Source organism: Citrobacter sp. Cm038, assembly GCF_030333105.1.
GTDB classification, from domain to species: domain Bacteria; phylum Pseudomonadota; class Gammaproteobacteria; order Enterobacterales; family Enterobacteriaceae; genus Citrobacter; species Citrobacter murliniae.
In genome coordinates this window covers 671938-697023 of the sequence record NZ_JAOWGO010000016.1, presented here as the reverse complement: position 1 = coordinate 697023, position 25086 = coordinate 671938, and the positions used below count along the sequence as shown (strand labels likewise).

Annotated in this window: 26 protein-coding genes; 10 read left to right on the top strand and 16 right to left on the bottom strand. The window is 51.8% G+C overall.

Annotation, left to right across the window (positions count from 1 at the left end):
* Window positions 1–42: 42 nt before the first annotated feature.
* From OGY01_RS05670 to yebG, 3 genes are all read right to left on the bottom strand, one after another.
* A complete protein-coding gene (locus tag OGY01_RS05670) occupies window positions 43–702 on the bottom strand; it encodes a tellurite resistance TerB family protein (protein WP_045444076.1) in 660 nt (219 codons plus the stop codon).
* A gap of 91 nt (window positions 703–793) precedes the next feature.
* The gene (yebF, locus tag OGY01_RS05665) at window positions 794–1150 is read right to left on the bottom strand and encodes a protein YebF (protein ID WP_045444079.1); all 357 of its coding nucleotides are present in this window, start codon (window positions 1148–1150) and stop codon (window positions 794–796) included.
* Between the two features lie 119 nt (window positions 1151–1269).
* The gene (gene yebG, locus OGY01_RS05660; RefSeq protein WP_045444082.1) at window positions 1270–1560 is read right to left on the bottom strand and encodes a DNA damage-inducible protein YebG; all 291 of its coding nucleotides are present in this window, start codon (window positions 1558–1560) and stop codon (window positions 1270–1272) included.
* 132 nt (window positions 1561–1692) lie between these two features.
* On the opposite strand from yebG, the gene purT reads away from it, so the two are divergent.
* Window positions 1693–2871 (top strand): formate-dependent phosphoribosylglycinamide formyltransferase, encoded by a 1179-nt coding sequence (gene purT / locus OGY01_RS05655; RefSeq protein WP_286492619.1) that lies wholly within the window; start codon window positions 1693–1695, stop codon window positions 2869–2871.
* Between the two features lie 76 nt (window positions 2872–2947).
* Here purT and kdgA read toward each other — a convergent pair whose 3' ends face one another.
* From kdgA to zwf, 3 genes are all read right to left on the bottom strand, one after another.
* Complete coding sequence (gene kdgA, locus OGY01_RS05650) at window positions 2948–3589, bottom strand: bifunctional 4-hydroxy-2-oxoglutarate aldolase/2-dehydro-3-deoxy-phosphogluconate aldolase (protein ID WP_003034901.1); 642 nt, start codon at window positions 3587–3589, stop codon at window positions 2948–2950.
* A gap of 36 nt (window positions 3590–3625) precedes the next feature.
* A complete protein-coding gene (gene edd, locus OGY01_RS05645) occupies window positions 3626–5437 on the bottom strand; it encodes a phosphogluconate dehydratase (protein WP_045444097.1) in 1812 nt (603 codons plus the stop codon).
* Window positions 5438–5671: 234 nt separating this feature from the next.
* Complete coding sequence (gene zwf / locus OGY01_RS05640) at window positions 5672–7147, bottom strand: glucose-6-phosphate dehydrogenase (protein WP_045444100.1); 1476 nt, start codon at window positions 7145–7147, stop codon at window positions 5672–5674.
* Window positions 7148–7511: 364 nt separating this feature from the next.
* Here zwf and OGY01_RS05635 point away from each other — a divergent pair, with 364 nt between their 5' ends.
* Both OGY01_RS05635 and pyk read left to right on the top strand, forming a co-directional pair.
* Window positions 7512–8381, top strand: coding sequence for a MurR/RpiR family transcriptional regulator (locus OGY01_RS05635; protein ID WP_045444103.1), 870 nt, complete (start codon window positions 7512–7514; stop codon window positions 8379–8381).
* Window positions 8382–8501: 120 nt separating this feature from the next.
* Entirely contained in the window at window positions 8502–9944 is a 1443-nt protein-coding gene (gene pyk, locus OGY01_RS05630) for a pyruvate kinase (protein WP_045444106.1), read from the top strand.
* Window positions 9945–9990: 46 nt separating this feature from the next.
* On the opposite strand, the gene lpxM is transcribed toward pyk, so the two are convergent.
* The 3 genes from lpxM to znuA all read right to left on the bottom strand — a co-directional run bounded on the left by lpxM (window position 9991) and on the right by znuA (window position 13362).
* A complete protein-coding gene (gene lpxM / locus OGY01_RS05625; protein ID WP_286492618.1) occupies window positions 9991–10962 on the bottom strand; it encodes a lauroyl-Kdo(2)-lipid IV(A) myristoyltransferase in 972 nt (323 codons plus the stop codon).
* A gap of 120 nt (window positions 10963–11082) precedes the next feature.
* The gene (gene mepM, locus OGY01_RS05620) at window positions 11083–12402 is read right to left on the bottom strand and encodes a murein DD-endopeptidase MepM (protein ID WP_071828974.1); all 1320 of its coding nucleotides are present in this window, start codon (window positions 12400–12402) and stop codon (window positions 11083–11085) included.
* A gap of 15 nt (window positions 12403–12417) precedes the next feature.
* On the bottom strand, window positions 12418–13362 hold the full coding sequence (gene znuA, locus OGY01_RS05615; RefSeq protein WP_045449673.1) for a zinc ABC transporter substrate-binding protein ZnuA: 945 nt from the start codon (window positions 13360–13362) through the stop codon (window positions 12418–12420).
* A gap of 78 nt (window positions 13363–13440) precedes the next feature.
* On the opposite strand from znuA, the gene znuC reads away from it, so the two are divergent.
* Both znuC and znuB read left to right on the top strand, forming a co-directional pair.
* Window positions 13441–14196, top strand: a complete 756-nt coding sequence (gene znuC, locus OGY01_RS05610; RefSeq protein ID WP_045444112.1) for a zinc ABC transporter ATP-binding protein ZnuC — start codon at window positions 13441–13443, stop codon at window positions 14194–14196.
* Window positions 14193–14978, top strand: coding sequence for a zinc ABC transporter permease subunit ZnuB (gene znuB / locus OGY01_RS05605; protein WP_048221298.1), 786 nt, complete (start codon window positions 14193–14195; stop codon window positions 14976–14978). The genes znuC and znuB overlap by 4 nt, the downstream gene beginning before the upstream one ends.
* 83 nt (window positions 14979–15061) lie before the next feature.
* On the opposite strand, the gene ruvB is transcribed toward znuB, so the two are convergent.
* The 6 genes from ruvB to aspS form a co-directional block, all read right to left on the bottom strand.
* Window positions 15062–16072 carry a Holliday junction branch migration DNA helicase RuvB gene (gene ruvB, locus OGY01_RS05600; RefSeq protein ID WP_045444118.1) on the bottom strand — a complete coding sequence of 337 codons (1011 nt, stop codon included), beginning with the start codon at window positions 16070–16072 and terminating at the stop codon, window positions 15062–15064.
* A gap of 8 nt (window positions 16073–16080) precedes the next feature.
* The gene (ruvA, locus tag OGY01_RS05595; protein ID WP_045444121.1) at window positions 16081–16692 is read right to left on the bottom strand and encodes a Holliday junction branch migration protein RuvA; all 612 of its coding nucleotides are present in this window, start codon (window positions 16690–16692) and stop codon (window positions 16081–16083) included.
* An 80-nt stretch (window positions 16693–16772) separates the two neighbouring features.
* Window positions 16773–17294, bottom strand: a complete 522-nt coding sequence (ruvC, locus tag OGY01_RS05590) for a crossover junction endodeoxyribonuclease RuvC (protein ID WP_045444124.1) — start codon at window positions 17292–17294, stop codon at window positions 16773–16775.
* A gap of 34 nt (window positions 17295–17328) precedes the next feature.
* Complete coding sequence (locus OGY01_RS05585) at window positions 17329–18072, bottom strand: YebC/PmpR family DNA-binding transcriptional regulator (RefSeq protein WP_045444127.1); 744 nt, start codon at window positions 18070–18072, stop codon at window positions 17329–17331.
* 28 nt (window positions 18073–18100) lie between these two features.
* Window positions 18101–18544, bottom strand: a complete 444-nt coding sequence (nudB, locus tag OGY01_RS05580) for a dihydroneopterin triphosphate diphosphatase (protein WP_286492617.1) — start codon at window positions 18542–18544, stop codon at window positions 18101–18103.
* A gap of 1 nt (window position 18545) precedes the next feature.
* Entirely contained in the window at window positions 18546–20318 is a 1773-nt protein-coding gene (gene aspS, locus OGY01_RS05575) for an aspartate--tRNA ligase (RefSeq protein ID WP_286492615.1), read from the bottom strand.
* A gap of 264 nt (window positions 20319–20582) precedes the next feature.
* Here aspS and OGY01_RS05570 point away from each other — a divergent pair, with 264 nt between their 5' ends.
* Genes OGY01_RS05570 through cmoB form a run of 5 tightly spaced genes read left to right on the top strand, consistent with a single transcriptional unit; the run spans window position 20583 to window position 24160 of the window.
* Entirely contained in the window at window positions 20583–21149 is a 567-nt protein-coding gene (locus OGY01_RS05570; RefSeq protein WP_286492614.1) for a hydrolase, read from the top strand.
* A complete protein-coding gene (locus OGY01_RS05565; protein WP_136345469.1) occupies window positions 21146–21964 on the top strand; it encodes a DUF72 domain-containing protein in 819 nt (272 codons plus the stop codon). The genes OGY01_RS05570 and OGY01_RS05565 overlap by 4 nt, the downstream gene beginning before the upstream one ends.
* A gap of 51 nt (window positions 21965–22015) precedes the next feature.
* Entirely contained in the window at window positions 22016–22411 is a 396-nt protein-coding gene (locus OGY01_RS05560) for an MAPEG family protein (RefSeq protein WP_016153418.1), read from the top strand.
* 40 nt (window positions 22412–22451) lie between these two features.
* Complete coding sequence (cmoA, locus tag OGY01_RS05555) at window positions 22452–23195, top strand: carboxy-S-adenosyl-L-methionine synthase CmoA (protein WP_045444142.1); 744 nt, start codon at window positions 22452–22454, stop codon at window positions 23193–23195.
* A complete protein-coding gene (gene cmoB / locus OGY01_RS05550) occupies window positions 23192–24160 on the top strand; it encodes a tRNA 5-methoxyuridine(34)/uridine 5-oxyacetic acid(34) synthase CmoB (protein WP_286492613.1) in 969 nt (322 codons plus the stop codon). Before cmoA ends, cmoB begins: the two co-directional genes overlap by 4 nt.
* A gap of 178 nt (window positions 24161–24338) precedes the next feature.
* Here the strand turns inward: cmoB and cutC are convergent, their stop codons facing one another.
* Window positions 24339–25085, bottom strand: coding sequence for a copper homeostasis protein CutC (gene cutC / locus OGY01_RS05545; protein WP_286492611.1), 747 nt, complete (start codon window positions 25083–25085; stop codon window positions 24339–24341).
* Window position 25086: the final 1 nt, after the last annotated feature.

Below are 25086 nucleotides of genomic sequence, written 5' to 3'. Positions count from 1 at the left end.
CAGCAATGATGCAAGCGAAACGTGCTCCTCAAGCGTAACTATTTAACCCGGCAACGCCTGTTTTTGCTGTTTGAGATCCTGCTCGATACCCTCACGAACATCCTGTGGGATCTTCAGTGCATCACCCAGCGCATTCAGATAACTGCGCTCCATAAAGTGGTCGATATCAATAGCTGCACAGCTCAGGAAGTAAATTTCCAGCGCCTCTTCTTCGTTGCGGATCCCTTGAGCGAGGCGTTGAGGATCAAGCGGTTGTTCAATGGCCCGCTCAATCAGAACACGCCCTTGCTCTTCCACTCCCGCGTCACGCAGCTGTTGTTCGATAGCGGCTCGCTCTTTAGCATCAATATGACCATCGCTTTTAGCCGCAAATACCAGCGCCAGGATCAGACGTTCAGTACGTTCATCCAGCGGTGTACTCTGCGTGCCAAACTGAGGTTCATCCTGGTGCGCTGCGCGGACTTTATCTTTGTATTTATTCCATAAAACGCTACCGGCGATCGCACCGCCACCAACCAACAGTGCGCTGGTACCGTATTTAGTGAGTAATTTGCGTGAGGATTTGTTGGCGACCAGTAATCCTGCCAGACCGCCTAATGCACCGGGAACCAGCAGTTTGCTCAGTCCTTGTTCACCGGAAGATGAACCGGATGATCCTTTTTGCCCAAGAAGAGATTGAAGTTGATTCAGCCAGTTAGCCATTTTGCCCCTCAAGTACAGACGAATAATCATCAAAGCGTACCCGAGGGGATGTCAGGAAGTGTTCAGGTCATCAAAAGATGTGCAAATTCAGCTACTGACGTTGCAGGTACTCCGCCGTGCCGGCTTTACAATCAAGCTTAACCTGATATTGAATATCGCTGCTTTTCCCACGAACGGTAAGAGGTACCGTCCATTGTCCGTCTTTACCAACAATATCCTGCGGGTTCACCCAGGCAACAGGATCAAGTTGCCCGAGCCTTTTTTGATCGTCGGCCCAACGTACAATACGGTTTTGCAGGTAGTCGCGTTTCACACTTGCCGCGATACCGTCAGCTTTCAAACCTTCACAGTTTGGAAAATTGACTGATTTACTCTCCGTATTAGCCGCAAAAACTGACACGCTGGCAGATAACAGCAGCAGGCTCAACAACGCTCTTGTTTTATTCATTCTTTTCTCCTTTATCCCCTTCGTCTTTCAGTCGCTATTAATGCAACGTGAAATCAGTTGGGTACAGCACAATGATTCAGGGAAAAGCATGGTACAAAACCTCAGGAGCGCAAGTCGGATCAGGCAGCCTGTGTATCATCCTCAGCAGAAGCATCGTTATCGACCACCTGTGGGGATGGCAGTTTGCCGTTTTTCAGGATCGCGCTCAGCACATCTTTTTGCTCAGCCAACCACAGGGAAAGCGCTTCACGCTGCTCATCTTCCAGCGCGACCGGTGACTGCTCCAGCCACGTATCGAGCAGATCTGCTGTATCAAGCATTTTGTCATAGGCATCGGCTTCCTTTTTGCTGGTAAACGACATTTTTTCCTCACCTTCCCGAATGACTACGTATTTAACTTCAACCGCCATTTTTGCAGCCTCATAAATCACCTGTATTTATGTACAGTGTATTCTTTTTCACCCTTGAAATCAACCTGGTAATAAAGACAGACGCAAACGTTTTCGTATATACTGCGCCCAGATAAAACAGGGGATGAATTTATGACGTTATTAGGCACAGCGCTGCGTCCGGCAGCAACGCGAGTGATGTTATTAGGATCAGGTGAACTGGGTAAAGAAGTCGCGATTGAATGCCAACGCCTGGGTGTAGAAGTCATTGCCGTGGATCGTTACCCTGACGCACCAGCTATGCACGTTGCCCATCGCTCATACGTAATCAATATGCTGGATGGTGACGCTTTGCGTCAGGTTGTCGCGCACGAAAAACCACACTATATCGTTCCTGAGATTGAAGCCATTGCCACGAGTACGTTGGTAGCGCTGGAGCAGGAAGGTCTGAACGTCGTGCCTTGCGCGCGCGCGACCCAACTGACCATGAATCGTGAAGGTATCCGTCGCCTCGCCGCGGAAGAACTGTCCTTACCGACCTCATCATTCCGCTTTGCTGACAGCGAAACTCGCTTTCGCGAAGCCGTGGCCGAAATTGGATTCCCCTGCATCGTGAAGCCGGTGATGAGTTCCTCCGGAAAAGGACAGAGTTTTATCCGTTCAGCAGATCAGCTTGCCAGAGCCTGGGATTATGCCCAGCAGGGTGGCCGAGCGGGCGCAGGACGCGTTATCGTGGAAGGTGTGGTTAATTTCGACTTTGAAATCACCCTGTTGACCGTAAGCGCCGTCGATGGTGTGCACTTTTGTGCGCCGGTAGGCCATCGTCAGGAAGATGGCGACTATCGTGAATCCTGGCAGCCCCAGAAAATGAGCGAACTGGCGCTGGAACGTGCACAGGAAATCGCTCGCAAAGTGGTACTGGCGTTGGGCGGTTACGGATTGTTTGGCGTAGAGCTGTTTGTGTGCGGTGACGAGGTGATTTTCAGCGAGGTATCCCCTCGCCCACATGATACGGGTATGGTGACATTGATTTCACAGGATCTATCCGAGTTTGCCCTGCACGTTCGCGCATTCCTCGGGCTTCCGGTTGGCGCAATCCGCCAGTATGGGCCATCTGCATCAGCCGTTATCCTGCCACAACTTACCAGTCAGAATGTCACATTTGATAACGTTGACAGTGCCGTTGGTGCAGGGTTGCAACTCCGTCTGTTCGGTAAACCTGAAATCGACGGAACCCGTCGCTTAGGCGTCGTACTGGCGACGGCAGACAACGTTGACGAGGCGGTTGAACGCGCGAAAAACGCCGCCGCGCAGGTGAATGTAGAAGGATAAAAAAAAACGGGCCCGATGGCCCATTTTAAAGTATTCGCAGGCCGGGTCAGTGCAGCACTGCCCGGCACAACAGATCTTACTGCTTCGCGCCTTCTACGGCTTCGCGAGCCAGTTTAGTGATGCGATCGTAATCACCCGCTTCCAGCGCGTCTGCCGGAACCAGCCAGGATCCACCGATGCACAGTACGCTTTTCAGCGCCAGGTAGTCACGGTAATTCGCCGGGGAGATACCACCGGTCGGGCAGAAACGTACCTGGGAGAACGGACCTGCAATCGCCTGCAACGCTTTAGTACCGCCGTTAGCTTCTGCCGGGAAGAATTTAAACTCTTTCAAACCATAGTCCATACCCAGCATCAGTTCAGAAACGGTGCTGATACCTGGGATCAACGGAATAGTTCCTTCAGTTGCGGCTTTCAACAGGGGCTCGGTCAGACCTGGGCTAATCGCAAACTGCGCGCCCGCTTCAGTTACTTCCGCCAGTTGCTGTGGATTCAGAACGGTACCTGCGCCGACAATCGCGTCCGGGACTTCTTTAGCTATCGCGCGAATGGCATCCATCGCACATGCGGTACGTAAGGTCACTTCCAGAACGCGCACGCCCCCTGCAACCAACGCTTTCGCCATCGGCACCGCGTGTTCCAGTTTATTTACCACGATAACCGGTACTACCGGGCCAGTGGTCAGGATTGCTTCTGCACTTGTCTTCCAGTTTTTCATCAGAGTTTTCTCTCGCCTGATTACAAAATTTGTCGTTTAAAAAGTGATACAGGTTGCGCCCTGCTCCGCACCGGACAGCTTTTCGCGCAACGCGCTGAACATCTCACGGCCTGTTCCCACACGCGAAGCGCTGAGGTCAGGAATATGAGGCTGACGAGAGGCAAGTTCCTCTTCATCCACCAGCAGCGTCAATTCACCTGTCTGTCCATTCACACGAATGATGTCGCCATCACGCACTTTAGCCAGCAGCCCGCCATCATAGGCTTCCGGGGTTACATGGATTGCTGAAGGCACTTTACCTGAAGCACCTGAAAGCCGTCCATCGGTAACTAACGCGATTTTGAAACAACGGTCCAATAATACACCAAGTGGCGGCATGAGTTTATGTAATTCTGGCATTCCATTCGCTTTTGGTCCCTGATGGCGCACAACCACCACGCAATCGCGGTCCAACAGACCAGCATCAAAAGCAGGTAACACATCATGCTGACTTTCAAAGACAATAGCCGGAGCCTCTATGACCTGGTTCTCTACCGGCACGGCTGATGTCTTCATCACCGCACGTCCCAGGTTACCACTCAGCACTTTAGTACCGCCGTGATGCGAGAACGGCTTATCGAAAGTCGCGATCACATTGCTGTCGAGAGACTTCGTGGCACCTTCACGCCAGTCCAGCTCACCGTTGTTAAGCCATGGCTCAAGGGTGTAGCGAGATAAACCAAACCCGGCTACGGTGTTAACATCTTCGTGCAGCAGACCTGCATTAAGCAGTTCACGCATTAATACCGGTACACCACCTGCAGCCTGGAAGTGGTTGATATCCGCCGGACCATTCGGGTACAAGCGTGCCATCAGCGGCACGATATCGGACAGATCGGAGAAGTCATCCCAGTTGATCAAAATTCCGGCCGCGCGCGCCATCGCTACCAGATGCATCGTATGGTTGGTAGACCCCCCTGTCGCCAGCAGCGCTACGATCCCGTTGACCACCACTTTTTCATCGATCATTTTGCCGATCGGCATCCATTCGTTGCCATTTCCGGTCAGGCGCGTTACCTGACGAGCAGCAGCGGCTGTCAGCGCTTCACGTAACGGAGCATCCGGATGTACGAAAGAGGAGCCTGGCAGTTGCATCCCCATAAACTCAACGACCATCTGGTTGGTATTAGCGGTGCCGTAGAACGTACAGGTTCCTGGTGCGTGATAAGACGCAGCCTCGGATTCAAGCAGAGCCATACGGTCTACTTTTCCTTCTGCATACAGCTGACGAATACGCACTTTTTCTTTGTTCGCCAGACCGCTCGCCATCGGACCTGATGGGATAAAGACAGAAGGCAGATGACCAAAGGACAACGCCGCCATCGCCAGGCCCGGGACAATTTTATCGCACACGCCGAGGAACAATGCGCCGTCGAACATATTATGAGATAAACCCACCGCCGCAGACATCGCAATCACTTCGCGGCTTAGCAGTGAAAGCTCCATCCCATCCTGCCCCTGGGTCACGCCATCACACATAGCAGGCACACCACCGGCAACCTGCCCTACCGCATTGGCTTCATGCAGTGCTTTGCGAATGATAGCCGGATAATGTTCATACGGCTGATGCGCGGAAAGCATGTCGTTATAGGAGGTAATGATCGCGATATTGTTACGCAACATGCTTTTCAGCGATGCTTTGTCGTCAGGCTGACAGGCAGCAAAACCGTGCGCCAGATTTCCGCATGCCAACTGTGAACGGTGAACAGTTGTCGTTTTAGCCTGTTCGATGCGCGAGAGGTAGGCGGAACGTGTCTCACGAGAACGTTCGATGATACGTTGTGTTACGCGTAACAAATTCGGATTCATAGAGGCTCCTAAAATTTATCTGTCAGAGCGGTCGGATTAACAATGCGTTTCAAGATAGTTAAATTATGCTGAATCGCTTACTAGCCGTAGCTCAGGGGCAAAATCGTTTCAGGCAGTGTAGTAAAAAAAGCCTCGCGGGTGAATCCACGCGAGGCTTAAAAGTGCAAAAATTATTCTACAATCTGTGTTAGATCATGTTACCGGTAAAATAACACCTAATGATTAGGTGATATTTTATTCGAATTCATTCCAGGAACGACCGTCACGAGTGATCATCGCCACGGAGGCAACCGGTCCCCAGGTCCCCGCCTGGTATGGCTTCGGCGCGTCGTTATCCATCGCCCAGGCTTCGGTGATGGAGTCGACCCACTTCCACGCTTCTTCTACCTCATCACGGCGTACAAACAGCGCCTGAATACCACGCATGGTTTCCAGCAGCAAACGTTCGTAAGCATCGGCCAGATGCGTTTGATTGAAGGTTTCGGAATAACTCAGATCCAGCTTGGTGATCTGCAGATTATGCTTGTGGTCCAGGCCCGGCACTTTGTTAAGCACCTGAATATCGACACCCTCATCAGGCTGCAAACGGATTGTCAGTTTGTTCTGCGGCAGATCCTGCCAGGATTCTTTAAACAGATTCAGCTCAGGCGTTTTGAAGTAGACAACAACTTCAGAGCATTTCGTCGGCAGGCGCTTACCGGTACGCAGGTAGAATGGAACACCCGCCCAGCGCCAGTTGTCGATATCCACGCGGATAGCAACAAAGGTTTCCGTATTGCTGCTCTTGTTCGCGCCTTCTTCTTCCAGATACCCAGGAACTTTTTTACCCTGAGCAAATCCAGTGGTGTACTGGCCACGAACCGTTTTTTCACGTACGTTCGAGCGATCAATACGGCGCAATGATTTCAGTACCTTCACTTTTTCGTCACGGATGCTGTCAGCGCTCAGGTCGGACGGCGGCGACATCGCGATCATGCACAGGATCTGCAACAGGTGGTTCTGGATCATATCGCGCATTTGACCGGCCTGGTCAAAATAACCCCAACGACCTTCAATACCCACCTCTTCCGCCACGGTAATTTCTACGTGATCGATAGTGCGGTTATCCCAGTTGTTCACAAACAGGGAGTTGGCAAAACGCAGTGCCAACAGGTTCAGTACCGTCTCTTTGCCGAGATAGTGGTCGATACGGTAAACCTGGCACTCTTCGAAATACTCGCCCACCTGGTCGTTGATTTCGCGGGAGGTCGCCAGCGACGTCCCCAACGGTTTTTCCATTACCACACGAGCAGGTTTAGCGTTCAGTTTTGCTTCGCCCAAACCTTTGCAGATTGCGCCAAAGGTGCTTGGCGGCATAGCAAAATAGTTAATAGTGGTACGTGCTTTCTGATCCAGCATCTCGCCCAGACGGTTAAATGCCGCGGTATCATTAACGTCCAGATTACAAAACTCCAGGCGACCACTGAGGGTGTCCCACAAACCTTCATCAATCTTTTCTTTCATGAAGGTTTCGAGCGCTTCGCGTACAACCTTGGTATAGGCTGCTTTGTCCCAGTCGGCACGTCCTACCCCTATAATGCGGGTATCCGGGCTAATCTGACCGGCCTTTTCCAGTTGATACAGGGAAGGCAGCAATTTCCGTCGCGCAAGATCGCCCTTCGCACCGAAAATGACCAGGTCACATGCCTGGGCTGTTTGCGTTACCGCCATGTCATTCTCCTCAGTTAAGTGCCTGGTGCTTTTGCCAGACACTGGTTGTAATTTTATTACAGTGCACTGTACTGCTTTTACGTGATTCAGTGAACCGTAAACGCTTATCCAGCCGTGCTGTTACCGTAAACAACGGCTTTGTTGGCGTTTACCGCAGCAAAATGGATAAAAAAGTCGCTTTTTTTCGTAGCCATAAAGAACCAGGAAAACCCGACTCCGATCATGTAATGAAAAAAAACAACAACTTTTCTGTCCATTTTGCCCCGTTCCTTCCTTAGCAGGGGTACTATCTACCAAAATTATCTCTCGATTTCCTGTATCGTTGAAATCGTTTTTGCCCATGACCCATGAGTCCACCTACATCATGAATATGCTGGAAAAAATCCAGTTAAAACTGGAACATCTGAGCAAGTCAGAACGTAAAGTCGCCGACGTTATTCTTACTTCACCCGACCAGGCAATTCATTCAAGCATTGCCACGCTGGCCCTGGAAGCCAATGTCAGCGAACCGACCGTCAATCGATTCTGTCGCAGTATGGACACGCGTGGTTTTCCTGATTTTAAACTGCATCTGGCGCAAAGTCTGGCAAATGGTACCCCTTATGTTAATCGCAATGTGGACGAGGATGACAGCGTAGAATCCTACACGGGGAAAATCTTCGAATCGGCGATGGCTAGCCTGGATCATGTTCGTCAGTCGCTGGATAACTCGGCGGTAAATCGTGCAGTCGATCTATTAACCCAGGCGAAAAAAATTGCCTTTTTTGGGCTGGGTTCATCAGCAGCCGTGGCGCACGACGCCATGAATAAATTCTTCCGTTTTAACGTTCCAGTTATTTATTCAGACGACATAGTTCTGCAACGCATGAGTTGTATGAATTGTAGCGATGATGATGTCATTGTGCTCATTTCCCATACCGGAAGAACAAAGAGCCTGGTGGAGCTGGCTCAGCTGGCACGGGAAAACGATGCGATGGTAATCGCATTGACTTCTCCCGGAACGCCTCTGGCGCGAGAAGCTACGTTAGCTATTACCCTCGACGTACCGGAAGATACTGACATTTATATGCCCATGGTCTCTCGACTTGCTCAACTGACCGTGATAGATGTGCTGGCTACAGGATTTACTTTGCGCCGAGGGGCAAAATTTAGAGATAACTTGAAGCGTGTCAAGGAAGCGCTCAAGGAATCGCGTTTTGATAAAGAATTACTCATCAAGGGTAATGACCGCTAAAAGCAATAACAATGTTCTACCCTTTTATCATCCGGGTCGTTCATTTTTACCGTTAATTTTTGAGAACGGCCGGATCAATGTTCACGCAACACCTAGTTGTTTCAGTCAACGGAGTATTACATGTCCAGAAGGCTTCGCAGAACCAAAATCGTTACCACGTTAGGCCCGGCAACTGACCGCGATAACAACCTTGAAAAAATTATCGCTGCGGGTGCGAACGTCGTACGTATGAACTTTTCACACGGCTCTCCAGAAGATCACAAAATGCGTGCGGATAAGGTCCGTGAAATAGCCGCAAAACTGGGACGCCATGTAGCCATTTTGGGTGACCTGCAGGGGCCTAAAATCCGCGTATCCACCTTTAAAGAAGGTAAAGTATTTCTCAATGTTGGCGACAAGTTCCTGTTAGACGCCAACCTGGGTAAAGGTGAAGGCGACAAGGAAAAAGTTGGTATTGATTATAAAGGACTGCCAGCCGACGTCGTGCCAGGCGATATCCTGCTGCTGGACGATGGTCGCGTACAGCTAAAAGTACTGGAAGTTCAGGGCATGAAAGTCTTTACCGAAGTCACCGTCGGCGGCCCGCTCTCCAACAACAAAGGCATCAACAAACTGGGTGGTGGCCTCTCTGCTGAAGCGCTGACCGACAAAGACAAGGCCGACATTATTACTGCCGCACAGATAAGCGTCGACTATCTGGCGGTCTCCTTCCCACGCTGTGGCGAAGATCTTAACTATGCCCGCCGTCTGGCGCGCGATGCAGGTTGTGATGCGAAGATTGTCGCAAAAGTAGAACGTGCAGAAGCTGTCTGTGACCAGAATGCGATGGATGACATCATCCTTGCGTCTGACGTGGTCATGGTTGCTCGTGGTGATCTGGGCGTTGAGATTGGCGACCCGGAACTGGTGGGTATTCAGAAAGCGTTGATTCGTCGTGCTCGTCAGTTGAACCGTGCGGTCATTACCGCTACGCAGATGATGGAGTCGATGATCACCAACCCGATGCCAACCCGTGCGGAAGTCATGGACGTAGCTAACGCCGTGCTGGATGGCACCGACGCCGTGATGCTTTCGGCAGAAACAGCCGCAGGCCAGTACCCGGCTGAAACCGTCGCGGCAATGGCGCGCGTATGTCTGGGTGCTGAAAAAATCCCAAGTATTAATGTCTCTAAACACCGCCTCGACGTACAGTTTGATAACGTTGAAGAAGCGATTGCCATGTCCGCAATGTATGCCGCTAACCACCTGAAAGGGGTGACCGCTATCATCGCCATGACGGAATCAGGACGTACTGCGCTGATGACTTCGCGTATCAGTTCCGGTCTGCCGATTTTCGCCATGTCCCGTCATGAGCGTACGCTGAACCTGACATCTCTGTACCGTGGCGTCACGCCGGTTCATTTTGACAGCGAAACTGACGGCGTAGTTGCGGCCAGTGAGGCAGTTAACCTGCTGCGCGACAAAGGCTATCTGGTCTCCGGTGACCTGGTTATTGTGACGCAGGGCGATGTCATGAGCACCATAGGCTCCACTAACACCACGCGTATTCTGACTGTAGAATAGTGACGCGGTTGTATGTAAAAAAGCCTCTCTAACGAGAGGCTTTTTTTTACTTTTTAGGGTAGAGATCTTTGCGTTTGTACGGCTCAATTTCGCCAGGTTTACGGGTCTTAAGCAACTTTAAAATCCAGGTATACTGTTCGAGGTGCGGAGCGACAAAAATCTCCACCTCTTCATTCATCCGTCTGGCAATGGTGTTGTCATCCGCCGTCAGAATGTCGTCCATGGGCGGACGTACCTGAATCGTCAGACGGTGCGTTTTGCCGTCATACACCGGGAAAAGCGGCACTACGCGAGCATGACATACCTTCATCAGGCGGCCAATCGCCGGCAATGTTGCTTTATAGGTGGCAAAGAAATCCACAAACTCGCTATGCTCGGGACCATGATCCTGATCCGGCAAATAGTATCCCCAGTATCCCTGACGAACCGACTGAATAAAGGGTTTGATACCATCATTACGCGCATGTAAACGACCGCCGAAACGACGGCGTACTGTGTTCCAGACATAATCAAATACCGGGTTTCCCTGGTTGTGGAACATCGCGGCCATTTTCTGCCCCTGAGACGCCATCAGCATCGCCGGGATGTCCACGCCCCAACCGTGAGGAACGAGAAAAATCACCTTCTCGTTGTTCTGGCGCATCTCATCAATGAGATCCAGACCTTGCCAGTCTACCCGATGTTGAATTTTCTCCGGACCACGCAGCGCCAGCTCTGCCATCATGACCATAGCCTGAGGTGCGGTCGCAAACATCTCATCGACAATGGCTTCGCGCTCGGCTTCACTACGTTCAGGAAAGCAGAGAGATAAATTGATTAACGCTCTGCGGCGGGAGCTTTTCCCCAGACGACCAACAAGACGCCCCAGCTTCGCCAGAAGAGGATCGCGAAACGACGCAGGTGTTAATGCAATCCCTGCTATCGCCGCCACTCCCAGCCAGGCGCCCCAGTAGCGCGGATGACGAAATGATTTATGAAACTCCGGAATGTACTCAATATTCTTTTTTTTCGTTTCCATGCTCTTCCAGTATCTGGTGCCGCGAAAAGTAAATCTGCTGATAGTGTAGCGGCGCAGTGTGTCCCGTACAAAATAAAAAAAGCCGGCACGCATTGCGTACCGGCTCCATCAGTATGTTTATTAATCGAAGCGCAGTTGAGGCAGAACCTCTTTCACCTGTGCCAGGTAATCGGTACGATCCGAGCCGGTCAACCCTTCCGTACGCGGCAGTTTTGCCGTCAGCGGATTCACGGCCTGCTGGTTAACCCATACTTCGTAGTGCAGATGTGGACCGGTTGAACGTCCGGTGTTGCCTGAAAGCGCAATACGGTCGCCACGTTTCACTTTCTGCCCCGGCTTAACCAACAGCTTACGCAGGTGCATATAGCGGGTGGTATAGGTACGGCCATGACGGATAGCTACATAGTAACCAGCAGCACCACTGCGTTTCGCGACAACCACTTCACCATCACCCACCGACAGTACCGGCGTCCCCTGCGGCATCGCAAAATCGACACCTTTATGCGGTGCAACGCGTCCGGTTACCGGATTCAGGCGGCGCGGGTTAAAGTTCGATGAGATACGGAATTGCTTCGCCGTAGGGAAGCGCATAAAACCTTTCGCAAGCCCCGTACCATTACGGTCATAGAATTTACCGTCTTCAGCGCGGATCGCGTAATAATCTTTGCCTTCAGAGCGTAAGCGTACGCCCAGCAACTGACTTTGTTCACGCTTCCCGTCCAGCATTTCGCGAGACATCAGAACCGAGAACTCATCGCCTTTTTTCAGTTTACGGAAGTCCATCTGCCACTGCATGGCCTTGATCACCGCACTGATTTCAGAACTGGTCAATCCGGCATCTCTTGCGCTGGCGACAAAACTCCCACCCACGGTTCCTTTGATACGGCTGTTAACCCAGTCGCCCTGCTGCATTTCGCTGCTCATTTTGAAACCCGTCGCGGTGCGATCGTAAGTGCGGGTTTCACGACGAGAAACTTCCCAGGTCAAGCGCTGTAAATCACCTTCCGAACTCAGTGTCCAGGAAAGCTGCTGACCAATTTTCAGGTTTCGCAACTCTTTATCCGCAGCGGCAAGCTGGCTGATATCACCCATATCAATGCCATACTGATTCAGAATGCTGCTCAGCGTATCACCGGTAGAAACAACATATTCATGAACGCCAACCTCGCCAGAGGTTTTATCATCCAGCTCATCCTGTGGAATTGCTTCATCTTCCTGAGCGGCCTGATCGATAGGTTCGCTGGCCTCGGGCAACAGAGAACGGATCTCGCTTTTTTCCAGCTCGATGGTTTTAACAATTGGTGCAGATTCGGGGTGGTAAACATAAGGCCGCCAGACGGCGACGGCCAGTGTAAGAACGGTAAGCGACCCCAGCATAACGCGATGGGGTCGGGGCAGATTATTAAATGCCAGAGCGACAGAGCGGGCTATCTGTTGCACGTATTCACTTCCTCATTAATCTCCTTTCAGGCAGCTCGCATACTGGTTGGCTAATTGGTTCAGAAACGCTGAATAGCTTGTTTTACCCAGTTTGATATTTGTTCCGAGGGGATCCAACGTTCCCATTCGAACGGACGTCCCTCTCGCAACGGCTTCAACGACCGCTGGCCTGAACTGTGGCTCAGCAAAAACGCAGGTTGCTTTTTGCTCAACCAACTGTGTTCTTATTTCATGTAAACGCTGCGCACCAGGCTGAATCTCAGGGTTCACGGTAAAGTGACCAAGCGGTGTTAGTCCGTAGTGTTTTTCGTAGTAGCCGTAAGCATCATGAAAAACGAAATAACCTTTACCCTTGAGCGGCGCGAGCTCGTTACCTACCTGCTTATCGGTTGCGGCTAATTGTGCCTCAAAATCCTTCAGGTTGGCGTCAAGTTTGGCTCGACTTTGCGGCATAAGTTCCACTAATTTTTCATGGATTGCAACCGCTGAAGCCCGCGCTATCTCTGGGGAGAGCCAAAGATGCATGTTGTAATCACCATGATGGTGATGTTCGTCACTTTTTTCACCATGTGCATCACCGTGCCCATGATCGTCATCGTCATCGTCAGCCCCTTTCATGAGCAACGGTTTCACGTCGGAGAGCTGCGCAATCGTTACCTGTTTTCCATTAGGAATATTCTTGACGGATTTTTCCATAAACGCTTCCATTTCTGGGCCAATCCAGACAACTAAGTCCGCGCCCTGTAAGCGTTTTACGTCTGATGGACGTAATGAATAATCATGTTCGGATGCGCCATCAGGCAGGAGAACCTGGGTGTCTGTTACCCCATCAGCAATCGCTGAAGCGATGAAACCTAGTGGCTTGAGAGAGGCCACCACAGCGGCATTTGCAGCCTGTGTTGCACTACCCCAAAGAGCAGCGGATAATGCTGCGAAAAGAAGCGTATTTTTATGTAACATAATGCGACCAATCATCGTAATGAATGTGAGAAATGTGATATTATAACATTCTATAACTTCTGCAAGACTAAAATTGATATGACGACTTTGGTTTCACTGGAAAATGTCTCGGTCTCTTATGGTCAACGCCGCGTCCTTTCTGACGTATCGCTTGAGCTTCGACCCGGTAAAATTTTAACGCTCCTCGGCCCGAATGGCGCCGGGAAGTCTACGCTGGTGCGCGTTGTCCTGGGGCTGGTAGCGGCTGATGAAGGAGTTATCACGCGCAACGGACAGTTGCGAATTGGCTATGTGCCACAAAAACTATACCTCGACACCACGCTGCCACTAACGGTAAGCCGTTTTCTACGCTTACGTCCAGACACGCAAAAAGCAGATATTCTTCCTGCTCTCAAACGCGTTCAGGCCGGACACCTGATGAATGCGCCGATGCAAAAGCTGTCTGGCGGAGAAACACAGCGTGTTCTGCTGGCCCGCGCATTGCTAAACAAACCCCAGTTACTGGTGCTTGATGAGCCGACTCAAGGAGTCGATGTGAATGGTCAGGTCGCTTTGTACGACCTTATTGATCAACTGCGACGTGAACTGGACTGTGCCGTATTGATGGTTTCTCATGACCTGCATCTGGTGATGGCAAAAACAGATGAAGTACTGTGTCTGAACCATCACATTTGCTGCTCCGGCACGCCGGAAGTGGTTTCTATGCATCCGGAATTCATCTCTATGTTCGGGCAGCGCGGCGCCGAACAACTCGGAATATACCGCCACAACCATAATCATCGCCACGATTTACAGGGTCGTATCGTATTACGTCGGGGAAATGGTCACTCATGATTGAATTGTTATTGCCCGGTTGGTTAGCCGGGATCATGCTGGCCTGCGCTGCCGGCCCGCTCGGCTCGTTTGTTGTCTGGCGTCGTATGTCCTATTTTGGCGATACACTGGCGCATGCCTCACTGCTGGGTGTCGCCTTTGGCCTGCTGCTGGATGTTAATCCTTTCTATGCCGTCATTGCTGTCACGCTAATGCTGGCCGCTGGCCTGGTGTGGCTGGAGAAACGCCCTCACCTCGCGATCGATACTTTACTCGGCATTATGGCGCACAGTGCGTTGTCACTGGGTCTGGTTGTCGTTAGCCTGATGTCCAATATTCGCGTGGATCTGATGGCTTATCTGTTCGGTGATTTGCTGGCTGTTACGCCGGAGGATTTGATCTCCATTGCCATTGGCGTTGTGATTGTGCTGGCAATACTTTTTTGGCAGTGGCGCAACTTACTGTCGATGACCATCAGCCCGGACCTCGCATTTGTCGATGGCGTGAAGCTGCAGCGCGTTAAATTGCTGCTGATGCTGGTGACAGCGTTAACTATTGGTGTCGCGATGAAGTTCGTTGGGGCTCTGATTATTACCTCACTGCTGATAATCCCGGCAGCAACCGCACGTCGTTTCGCTCGTACGCCAGAGCAGATGGCAGGCGTTGCTGTTGGAGTGGGAATAATAGCGGTTACAGGCGGGTTAACGTTCTCAGCCTTCTATGATACGCCAGCAGGTCCTTCAGTAGTGCTGTGCGCTGCGCTGCTGTTTATCTTCAGTATGATGAAGAAGCAGGCTAGCTGAGTGCGCTGCATTAGCGAATAGTGATGCTGATGTATCTTATCCGGCCTACAGAATTGTAGGTCGGATAAACGCATAACGCTGACTCAGGGCATTGCAGGCGGTGTAATACCGAAATGGTTCCACGCGCGAACCGTCGCCATGCGTCCTCGCGGCGTACGTTGCAGAAACCCTTGTTGAATCAAATACGGTTCCAGCACGTCCTCAATGGTTTCGCGTTCTTCCCCAATCGCAGCGGCCAGGTTGTCCAGCCCCACTGGTCCACCAAAGAATTTATCGATCACTGCCAGCAACAGTTTGCGGTCCATGTAGTCGAACCCTTCGGCGTCAACATTGAGCATATCCAGCGCCTGGGCAGCAATATCCGCTGAGATTGTTCCGTCATGCTTCACTTCGGCAAAATCTCGCACGCGACGTAGCAAGCGGTTGGCTATACGCGGGGTGCCACGTGCACGACGAGCCACTTCCAGCGCCCCTTCGTCACTCATTTCCAGCCCCATGTAACGTGCGCTACGCCCGACAATGTGCTGAAGGTCCGCAACCTGATAGAACTCCAGTCGCTGCACAATACCAAAACGATCGCGCAATGGGGACGTTAACGACCCGGCACGGGTTGTCGCGCCGATCAACGTAAACGGTGGCAAATCAATCTTAATAGAGCGCGCAGCCGGCCCTTCGCCAATCATGATATCCAGCTGATAATCTTCCATCGCCGGATACAGAACCTCTTCCACAACGGGCGATAAGCGATGAATTTCATCGATAAACAGGACATCGTGAGGTTCAAGGTTGGTGAGCATTGCTGCCAAATCGCCTGCTTTTTCCAGTACCGGGCCGGAAGTGGTACGCAGGTTTACCCCCATTTCATTGGCAACGATATTGGCAAGTGTCGTTTTTCCGAGACCGGGAGGCCCAAAGATCAGCAGGTGATCGAGGGCATCGCCGCGCAGTTTCGCTGCCTGGATAAAGATTTCCATTTGCGAGCGAACCTGAGGCTGGCCGATATACTCCTCCAGCAATTTGGGGCGGATCGCGCGATCCACCAGGTCTTCAGGCGTGGTGCTGGCAGCCGAAATCAGGCGATCTGCTTCAATCATCCTTTACCTCACAATGCAGCGCGGAGCGCTTCACGAATCAGGGTTTCACTGCTGGCATCAGGGCGGGCAATTTTGCTCACCATGCGACTGGCTTCCTGTGGTTTATAGCCTAACGCCACGAGCGCAGCAACCGCTTCCTGCTCAGCGTCATCCGTTTCCGGACCGGCAGGTGACGTCAGCACCAGATCGGCTGCCGGCGTGAAGAGATCGCCATGCAGACCCTTAAAGCGGTCCTTCATCTCGACAATCAGGCGTTCAGCGGTTTTCTTACCAATACCCGGTAGTTTGACCAGCGCGCCTAGCTCTTCGCGTTCAACGGCATTAACGAACTGCTGCGCAGACATACCCGAGAGAATAGCCAGTGCCAGCTTGGGTCCAACGCCGTTGGTTTTTATTAACTCTTTAAACAGTGTACGTTCCTGTTTGTTATTAAAGCCGTACAGCAACTGTGCGTCTTCACGTACGACAAAATGCGTGAAAACAATGGCTTCTTTTCCTGACTCCGGCAGCTCATAGAAGCAGGTCATCGGCATGTGGACTTCATAGCCTACACCGCCTACTTCTAACAGTACCAGCGGGGGTTGTTTTTCGAGAATGATGCCTCTGAGTCTGCCAATCACGTGACGCTCCTGCGTTAAGGGCTAAAAGGTAATGCGCTATCATAAAAAAAGGCTGGATAGATATCCAGCCTCATTTATCACTAACGTAATCGACCACGCGCTAAATTCAGCCGGGTATCGCTCATTTGCATGGCGTTCTGGCTGACGTGGCAGTGGGTGATGGCAATAGCCAGCGCATCCGCAGCATCTGCCTGGGGGTTTGCCGGGAGTTTAAGTAACGTGCGCACCATGTGCTGTACCTGACTTTTCTCCGCACTGCCTATCCCTACGACGGTTTGTTTCACCTGCCGCGCAGCATATTCAAACACCGGAAGGTCCTGGTTTACAGCAGCAACAATCGCTACTCCGCGCGCTTGCCCGAGCTTGAGCGCCGAGTCAGCGTTTTTCGCCATAAAGACCTGCTCTATGGCGAAATAATCTGGCTGAAACTGGGTGATTATTTCCGAAACGCCCGCATAAATCAGCTTCAGGCGAGACGGCAGATCGTCAACTTTAGTGCGAATACACCCACTACCGAGATAGGTTAGCTGTCTGCCAACCTGACGGATTACGCCATAACCGGTGATGCGCGATCCCGGGTCAATGCCGAGAATAATAGACATCACGCATCTCCTGTTAGTTTATGGCTTAACCACATCATTCTAACGTAGCGGCAACCTCATCAGAGATCTCACCGTTATGATAAACTTCCTGAACGTCGTCGCAGTCTTCCAGCATATCGATCAGACGCATCAGTTTCGGCGCAGTTTCTGCATCCATATCCGCTTTGGTTGACGGGATCATCGTCACTTCAGCGCTGTCTGCTTTCAGACCTGCAGCTTCCAGTGCATCACGCACTTTACCCATCTCTTCCCACGCGGTGTAAACGTCAATTGCACCGTCGTCGAAGGTTACAACGTCTTCAGCACCCGCTTCCAACGCCGCTTCCATGATGGTGTCTTCGTCACCCTGCTCGAAGGAAATCACGCCTTTTTTGCTGAACAGGTAAGCAACGGAACCGTCGGTGCCAAGGTTGCCACCGGTTTTGGTGAACGCATGGCGCACTTCCGCAACGGTACGGTTACGGTTATCAGACAGGCATTCAATCATGACCGCAGTGCCGCCAGGACCATAACCTTCATAGATGATGGTTTCCATGTTCGCATCATCATCACCGCCGACGCCACGCGCGATTGCACGGTTCAGGGTGTCACGCGTCATGTTGTTAGCCAGTGCTTTATCAACCGCTGCGCGCAGACGCGGGTTCGCATCCGGATCGCCGCCGCCAAGTTTGGCCGCCGTCACCAGCTCACGAATGATCTTGGTGAAGATTTTGCCACGCTTAGCATCCTGCGCTGCTTTACGATGTCTGGTGTTGGCCCATTTACTATGACCTGCCATAAATAATATCTCCAAAAAGCGTGCCTTCTCAGGCGACGTTAATTACAAATTCTTCAATCGCCTGCCGGTTACTCCACGACTTGGTTAACTGTGCAGCCTCTGCTGCATCAACCCAACGATAGGTCAGATGTTCGGTGAACACGATCTCTCGTTCAGAGGGAAGTGTCAGGCAAAACCAGGATTCCGTATTTCGTTCGATTCCCGGTGCGTAGCGATGACGTAAATGACTAAAAATCTCGAACTCCACCGTGCGCTGGCAGTCAATTAAGGTCAGTTGCTCGCAGGCAACATCAATGGTGACCTCTTCCTTTACTTCGCGCATGGCGGCTTGCGACGCGGTTTCACCTTCTTCAAGGCTGCCGGTGACCGACTGCCAGAAATCAGGATCGTCGCGTCGCTGTAACATCAGCACTCTCCCGGTGTCCTTTGCATAAATCACGACTAACACCGAGACAGGCTGTTTGTACTTCATATCAGTTATTCTCTGCCTTCTTCACAACCTGGATGCTCAGTTCCGCCAGCGCAGCTTCGTTGGCAAAACTTGGCGCTTCGGTCATCAGACACGCGGCAGCCGTCGTTTTCGGGAAGGCAATAACGTCACGAATGTTGTCGGTACCGGTCAACAGCATGGTCAGACGATCCAGACCAAATGCCAGACCCGCATGCGGCGGAGTACCGTATTTCAGCGCATCCAGCAGGAAGCCGAACTTCTCGCGCTGTTCTTGCTCATTAATACCCAGAATACCGAATACAGTCTGCTGCATGTCACCGTTGTGGATACGTACAGAACCGCCACCCACTTCATAACCGTTGATAACCATATCGTAAGCGTTGGCAACCGCATCTTCCGGCGCAGCTTTCAGCTCTGCGGCAGTCATATCTTTCGGTGCGGTAAACGGATGGTGCATCGCGGTCAGGCCGCCTTCGCCGTCGTCTTCGAACATTGGGAAATCGATGACCCACAGCGGCGCCCATTTGGATTCATCTGTCAGGTTCAGGTCTTTACCCAGTTTCAGACGCAGTGCGCCCAGGGCATCAGCAACCACCTTCTTGTTGTCGGCACCAAAGAAAATCATATCGCCGTCTTGTGCGCCGGTACGTTCCAGAATCGCTTCTACGATTGAAGCATTCAGGAACTTAGCCACCGGACTGTTGATCCCTTCCAGACCTTTCGCACGCTCGGTGACTTTGATGTAAGCCAGACCTTTAGCGCCGTAGATCTTAATGAAGTTACCGTAGTCGTCGATCTGCTTACGACTCAGAGCGGCACCGCCAGGTACGCGCAGGGCAGCTACGCGGCCTTTCGGATCGTTAGACGGGCCAGAGAACACAGCAAATTCGACAGATTTCAGCAGGTCAGCAACGTCGACCAGTTCCATCGGGTTACGCAGATCCGGCTTATCGGAACCGTAACGACGCTCAGCTTCGGCAAAGGTCATGATCGGGAAATCGCCCAGGTCCACACCTTTTACTTCCAGCCACAAATTACGCACCAGAGCTTCCATCACTTCACGCACCTGTGGTGCAGTCATGAAGGAAGTCTCAACATCGATCTGGGTAAATTCAGGCTGACGGTCAGCACGTAAATCTTCGTCACGGAAGCATTTGACGATCTGGTAGTAACGGTCGAAGCCGGACATCATCAGCAGCTGTTTAAACAACTGAGGAGACTGCGGCAGCGCGTAGAATTTACCTTTATGCACACGTGAAGGCACCAGATAGTCGCGCGCGCCTTCCGGTGTAGCTTTGGTCAACATCGGGGTTTCGATGTCGAGGAAGCCATGGTCATCCATAAAGCGACGCACCAGGCTGGTAATTTTAGCGCGAGTCTTCAGACGCTGCGCCATTTCCGGGCGACGCAGATCCAGATAGCGATACTTCAGACGCGCTTCTTCAGTATTTACATGGTTAGAGTCGAGCGGCAGTGAATCTGAACGGTTAATGATGGTCAGATCGGACGCCAGAACTTCAATTTCGCCGGTCGCCATATCGGCGTTGACGTTTTTCGCATCACGCGCACGCACAGTGCCCGTAACCTGAATGCAGAACTCATTACGCAGTTCGGAGGCCAGCTTTAACGCGTCCGCACGGTCCGGATCGAAAAACACCTGCACGATACCTTCGCGATCGCGCATATCGATAAAGATCAGGCTACCAAGATCACGACGACGGTTGACCCAACCACACAGAGTCACCTGCTGCCCCTCGTGGGACAGGCGTAGCTGTCCGCAATATTCTGTACGCATGAGATATCCCTTAACTTTGCCGCAGGCGGATTGTCATCTGCTTTGCAGATGACGAAGTCGCAGCTTTAGCTGAATGTCACAACTGAATGAAAAAAGGCGGCTATTATACTGGAAATTCTGCCGCACGATAAGTCCGGTACTGACTGTACGCGTGTTTCCTACGCGGGTATTGCGTAATCTCACAAAAAATAACAAAAATTGTCGCCCCTTTCACACAGAATCGCGATTAAGGTGTAACGGAATTCTTTTTTTACTGGAGTCACCATGCTGGAACTGAACCCTAAAACTACCGCCCTTGTCGCAATTGACCTACAGGAAGGGATTTTGCCCTTTGCCGGTGGTCCTCACACAGCTAACGACGTTGTGGCCCGTGCGGCAAGCCTCGCGGAAAAATTTCGTACTCACGGTTCGCCAGTAGTGTGGGTTCGCGTCGGCTGGTCTGATAATTATGCCGAAGCGTTGAAACAGCCGGTTGATGCACAGATCCCGGCAAAAGCATTACCCGACAACTGGTGGGATTACCCGCACGCTCTGGGCAAATGTGCCAGCGATCTGGAAGTTACCAAACGCCAGTGGGGAGCATTCTACGGCACTGACCTTGAGCTACAATTGCGCCGTCGCGGCATCGACACCATCGTCCTGTGCGGCATCTCCACCAATATCGGCGTCGAGTCAACGGCTCGTAACGCCTGGGAACTGGGTTTCAGCCTTATCATTGCGGAAGACGCCTGTAGCGCCGCCAGTGCCGATCAACATCAGGGCAGCATGACGCATATTTTCCCGCGTATTGCTCGCGTGCGCAGCGTTAACGAGATCCTGCAAGCGCTATGATCTATATCGGCTTACCGCAGTGGTCGCACCCGAAATGGGTGCGCCTGGGTATAACCAGTCTGGAAGAGTATGCCCGCCACTTTAACTGTGTGGAAGGCAATACTACTCTGTACGCGCTGCCGAAAGTCGATATCGTTTCTCGCTGGCATGCTCAAACCACAGACGCATTTCGGTTCTGCTTTAAGTTTCCAGCCACAATTTCGCATCAGGCCGCGCTGCGTAACTGCGACGATTTAGTGCAGGAATTTTTAACGCGTATGTCCCCGCTGGAAGCACGGATTGGGCAATACTGGCTACAGTTACCCGCGACTTTTGGCCCGAGTGACCTCAATGCCCTGTGGCATTTTCTCGATACGCTCCCCGCAACCTTTACCTACGGCGTTGAAGTGCGTCATCCCGCGTTTTTTGCCAAAGGCGAGGAAGAGAAACAACTTAATCGCGGTCTGCATGAGCGTGGGGTCAATCGGGTCGTTTTAGATAGCCGCCCGGTACACGCGGCAATCCCTCATACTGAAGCCATACGCGATGCGCAACGTAAGAAGCCGAAGGTGCCGGTTCATGCCGTAGTGACAGCAAACAATCCGATGGTACGGTTTATCGGTAGCGATGATATGCCGCAAAATCAGCAATTTTTTGCCGTCTGGCTGGCAAAGCTATCGCTCTGGCGGCAGACCTCAACGCCATATCTGTTCTTGCATACGCCCGACATCGCACAAGCGCCACAACTGGTGGATACGCTATGGAGCGATCTGCGCACCGTGCTGCCAGAGATCGGATCAGCGCCATCTATTCCACAGCAATCTTCTCTTTTCTGAAAATGCCACCTATCATAGACAGTGCCATCAGCCATTTTAAAGGGAGTTTGTATGGTAAGCGCGCTTTATGCCGTATTAGGTGCGTTATTGTTGATAAAGTTCTCCTTTGACGTCGTTCGCCTACGTATGCAGTATCGCGTTGCCTATGGCGACGGCGGCTTTAGTGAACTGCAAAGTGCTATCCGCATTCATGGTAATGCAGTGGAATATATTCCTGTCGCATTAGTGCTGCTGTTATTTATGGAAATGAACGGCGCAGAAACGTGGATGGTGCATATTTGCGGGCTTATTTTGATTGCCGGTCGACTGATGCATTATTACGGATTCCACCACCGCCTGTTTCGCTGGCGTCGTTCTGGCATGAGCGCCACCTGGTGTTCACTGTTGCTGATGGTGCTGGCGAATCTTTGGTATATGCCCTGGGAGTTGGTTTTCTCCCTGCATTAGCGCACAATACGCCACTTTATTTTTCCCGGATTTTTACGTTATGTCTCACCGCGACACGCTTTTTTCTGCGCCTATCGCCAGTCTGGGTGACTGGACCTTTGATGAACGGGTAGCTGAAGTCTTCCCGGACATGATCCAGCGTTCCGTTCCCGGCTACTCAAACATCATTTCAATGATTGGTATGCTGGCCGAACGTTTCGTGCAACCCCACTCACAGATCTATGATCTGGGCTGCTCTCTGGGCGCTGCGACGCTCTCGGTGCGTCGCAATATTCATCATGATAATTGCAAAATTATCGCCGTCGATAATTCCCCGGCGATGGTCGAACGTTGCCGCCGCCATATTGATGCCTATAAAGCACCGACTCCGGTCGAGATTGTCGAGGGAGATATTCGCAACATCACTATTGAAAACGCCTCTATGGTGGTGCTGAATTTTACCCTGCAATTCCTTGAGCCGGCTGAGCGCCAGGCATTGTTGGATAAGATTTATCAGGGGCTGAATCCCGGTGGCGCACTAGTGCTGTCAGAGAAATTCAGCTTCGAAGATACCCACGTTGGCGAACTGCTGTTCAACATGCACCACGACTTCAAACGGGCAAATGGCTACAGCGAACTGGAAATCAGCCAGAAGCGCAGCATGCTGGAAAACGTGATGCTGACCGACTCTGTTGAAACTCACAAAGCGCGTCTGCGCAAGGCCGGCTTTGAACACAGCGAACTGTGGTTCCAGTGCTTCAATTTTGGTTCTCTGGTAGCGCTCAAAGCTGAGGTTTCTGCATGATCGACTTTGGTAACTTTTATCAGCTAATCGCCAAGAATCATCTTTCTCATTGGCTGGAAACACTACCGGCGCAAATTGCCGCCTGGCAGCGAGATCAACATGGCTTGTTTAAGCAGTGGTCGAACGCGGTCGAGTTTTTACCGGAGCTGACGCCACATCGTCTGGATTTACTGCACAGCGTGACCGCCGAAAGTGCAGAGCCACTGAGTGAAGGGCAGCGCAAACGCATCAATACCCTGATGCGTAACTTGATGCCGTGGCGTAAAGGGCCCTACTCGCTGTACGGTGTGAATATCGATACCGAATGGCGCTCTGACTGGAAATGGGATCGCGTTTTGCCGCATCTGTCTGATCTAACCGGGCGAACCATTCTTGATGTTGGCTGTGGCAGCGGATACCACATGTGGCGCATGATTGGCGCAGGTGCGCATCTGGCGGTGGGGATTGATCCTACGCAGCTGTTCCTGTGTCAGTTTGAAGCGGTACGTAAGCTTTTAGGCAACGACCAACGCGCACACCTGCTGCCGCTGGGTATTGAGCAGCTTCCGGCGCTAAAGGCATTTGATACCGTTTTCTCGATGGGCGTGCTTTATCACCGCCGTTCTCCGCTGGAACATCTCTGGCAGTTGAAAGATCAACTGGTACAAGATGGTGAACTGGTGCTGGAAACGCTGGTGGTCGAAGGTGACGAAAACACCGTGCTGGTGCCGGGTGACCGCTACGCGCAAATGCGTAACGTCTATTTTATTCCTTCTGCGCTGGCGCTTAAAAACTGGCTGGAAAAATGTGGATTTGTCGATGTGCGTATCGCTGACGTGAGTGTTACCAGCACAGAAGAACAGCGCCGTACCGAGTGGATGATTACCGAATCACTGGCCGACTTCCTTGACCCGAACGACCACAGCAAAACGGTTGAAGGCTACCCCGCCCCATTACGTGCGGTTTTGATTGCGCGTAAACCGTAATGGATTGCCAGATAGCTGTTACGTATAGCACCACTTCTCCAAAATAGTTCAAGTTGCAGCAAGGCAGCCAACACCGCTGCGGCTTAGAATATGAAGGAGAAAAAAAGGCCCCTGTTGAAATTGCAGGGGCCTGGTACGAGCAAGCATCATATTGGGCGACATGATGCAACGGTAAAAATCAGCTGGCCTGATGGCATGCAATGATTGCTTTCATTTCAGCAACCGCCGCCCCGTCTACCGCATAGCGGGAATATTCATCCGCTTGTGCATCCGAAGACATCGACAACCCCGAATTGCGATAACGCATGGGTGAAGCCAGCCATACTCCGGCAGAACTGTGGACTTCCTGCACTCCGGCGTCGAGGAACTGCGACAAATTCGCGGCGCGAACCCCCGCTCCGGCCATAATGATTGGAGCACCCTCCTGCGCAATAAGTTCCATTATTTTTGTTAAACCTTGCTGTGCGTCTGATTTTTGACCAGAAGTCAGTACTCTTGCGATGCCCAATTGAGATAAATTTTTCAGTGTATTTAATGGGTTAGAACACATATCAAAGGCCCGGTGAAAGGTGACGCTTAACGGGCCGGCGGCAGCCATTATTTTTTCCATACGCGGCATATTGATATTGCCATCGACATCTAATACGCCGGTCACCACCCCTGAGAACCCCAACTCTTTGACCATAGCGATATCATCAAGCATCGCGGCAAATTCCCCATCGGTATAACAAAAATCCCCCCCACGCGGACGGATAATTGGGTTAACAGGGATGGAAACGTGCTGACGTACTGACCGCAATACGCCCAGAGACGGCGTTAAGCCTCCCTCCTTGGGGGCAGAGCAAAGTTCTATGCGATCCGCGCCATATTGCTGCGCTGTGCGCGCACACTCCATGCTGTAACAGCAGATTTCCAGCAATGCCATA

What these genes read in the sequence shown, in the direction of transcription:
- OGY01_RS05670 (WP_045444076.1), bottom strand. Translation starts at nt 702, where the DNA reads ATGGCTAACTGGCTGAATCAACTTCAATCTCTTCTTGGGCAAAAAGGA.
- yebF (WP_045444079.1), bottom strand. Translation starts at nt 1,150, where the DNA reads ATGAATAAAACAAGAGCGTTGTTGAGCCTGCTGCTGTTATCTGCCAGC.
- yebG (WP_045444082.1), bottom strand. Translation starts at nt 1,560, where the DNA reads ATGGCGGTTGAAGTTAAATACGTAGTCATTCGGGAAGGTGAGGAAAAA.
- purT (WP_286492619.1), top strand. Translation starts at nt 1,693, where the DNA reads ATGACGTTATTAGGCACAGCGCTGCGTCCGGCAGCAACGCGAGTGATG.
- kdgA (WP_003034901.1), bottom strand. Translation starts at nt 3,589, where the DNA reads ATGAAAAACTGGAAGACAAGTGCAGAAGCAATCCTGACCACTGGCCCG.
- edd (WP_045444097.1), bottom strand. Translation starts at nt 5,437, where the DNA reads ATGAATCCGAATTTGTTACGCGTAACACAACGTATCATCGAACGTTCT.
- zwf (WP_045444100.1), bottom strand. Translation starts at nt 7,147, where the DNA reads ATGGCGGTAACGCAAACAGCCCAGGCATGTGACCTGGTCATTTTCGGT.
- OGY01_RS05635 (WP_045444103.1), top strand. Translation starts at nt 7,512, where the DNA reads ATGAATATGCTGGAAAAAATCCAGTTAAAACTGGAACATCTGAGCAAG.
- pyk (WP_045444106.1), top strand. Translation starts at nt 8,502, where the DNA reads ATGTCCAGAAGGCTTCGCAGAACCAAAATCGTTACCACGTTAGGCCCG.
- lpxM (WP_286492618.1), bottom strand. Translation starts at nt 10,962, where the DNA reads ATGGAAACGAAAAAAAAGAATATTGAGTACATTCCGGAGTTTCATAAA.
- znuA (WP_045449673.1), bottom strand. Translation starts at nt 13,362, where the DNA reads ATGTTACATAAAAATACGCTTCTTTTCGCAGCATTATCCGCTGCTCTT.
- znuC (WP_045444112.1), top strand. Translation starts at nt 13,441, where the DNA reads ATGACGACTTTGGTTTCACTGGAAAATGTCTCGGTCTCTTATGGTCAA.
- znuB (WP_048221298.1), top strand. Translation starts at nt 14,193, where the DNA reads ATGATTGAATTGTTATTGCCCGGTTGGTTAGCCGGGATCATGCTGGCC.
- ruvB (WP_045444118.1), bottom strand. Translation starts at nt 16,072, where the DNA reads ATGATTGAAGCAGATCGCCTGATTTCGGCTGCCAGCACCACGCCTGAA.
- ruvC (WP_045444124.1), bottom strand. Translation starts at nt 17,294, where the DNA reads ATGTCTATTATTCTCGGCATTGACCCGGGATCGCGCATCACCGGTTAT.
- OGY01_RS05585 (WP_045444127.1), bottom strand. Translation starts at nt 18,072, where the DNA reads ATGGCAGGTCATAGTAAATGGGCCAACACCAGACATCGTAAAGCAGCG.
- nudB (WP_286492617.1), bottom strand. Translation starts at nt 18,544, where the DNA reads ATGAAGTACAAACAGCCTGTCTCGGTGTTAGTCGTGATTTATGCAAAG.
- aspS (WP_286492615.1), bottom strand. Translation starts at nt 20,318, where the DNA reads ATGCGTACAGAATATTGCGGACAGCTACGCCTGTCCCACGAGGGGCAG.
- OGY01_RS05570 (WP_286492614.1), top strand. Translation starts at nt 20,583, where the DNA reads ATGCTGGAACTGAACCCTAAAACTACCGCCCTTGTCGCAATTGACCTA.
- OGY01_RS05565 (WP_136345469.1), top strand. Translation starts at nt 21,146, where the DNA reads ATGATCTATATCGGCTTACCGCAGTGGTCGCACCCGAAATGGGTGCGC.
- OGY01_RS05560 (WP_016153418.1), top strand. Translation starts at nt 22,016, where the DNA reads ATGGTAAGCGCGCTTTATGCCGTATTAGGTGCGTTATTGTTGATAAAG.
- cmoA (WP_045444142.1), top strand. Translation starts at nt 22,452, where the DNA reads ATGTCTCACCGCGACACGCTTTTTTCTGCGCCTATCGCCAGTCTGGGT.
- cmoB (WP_286492613.1), top strand. Translation starts at nt 23,192, where the DNA reads ATGATCGACTTTGGTAACTTTTATCAGCTAATCGCCAAGAATCATCTT.
- cutC (WP_286492611.1), bottom strand. Translation starts at nt 25,085, where the DNA reads ATGGCATTGCTGGAAATCTGCTGTTACAGCATGGAGTGTGCGCGCACA.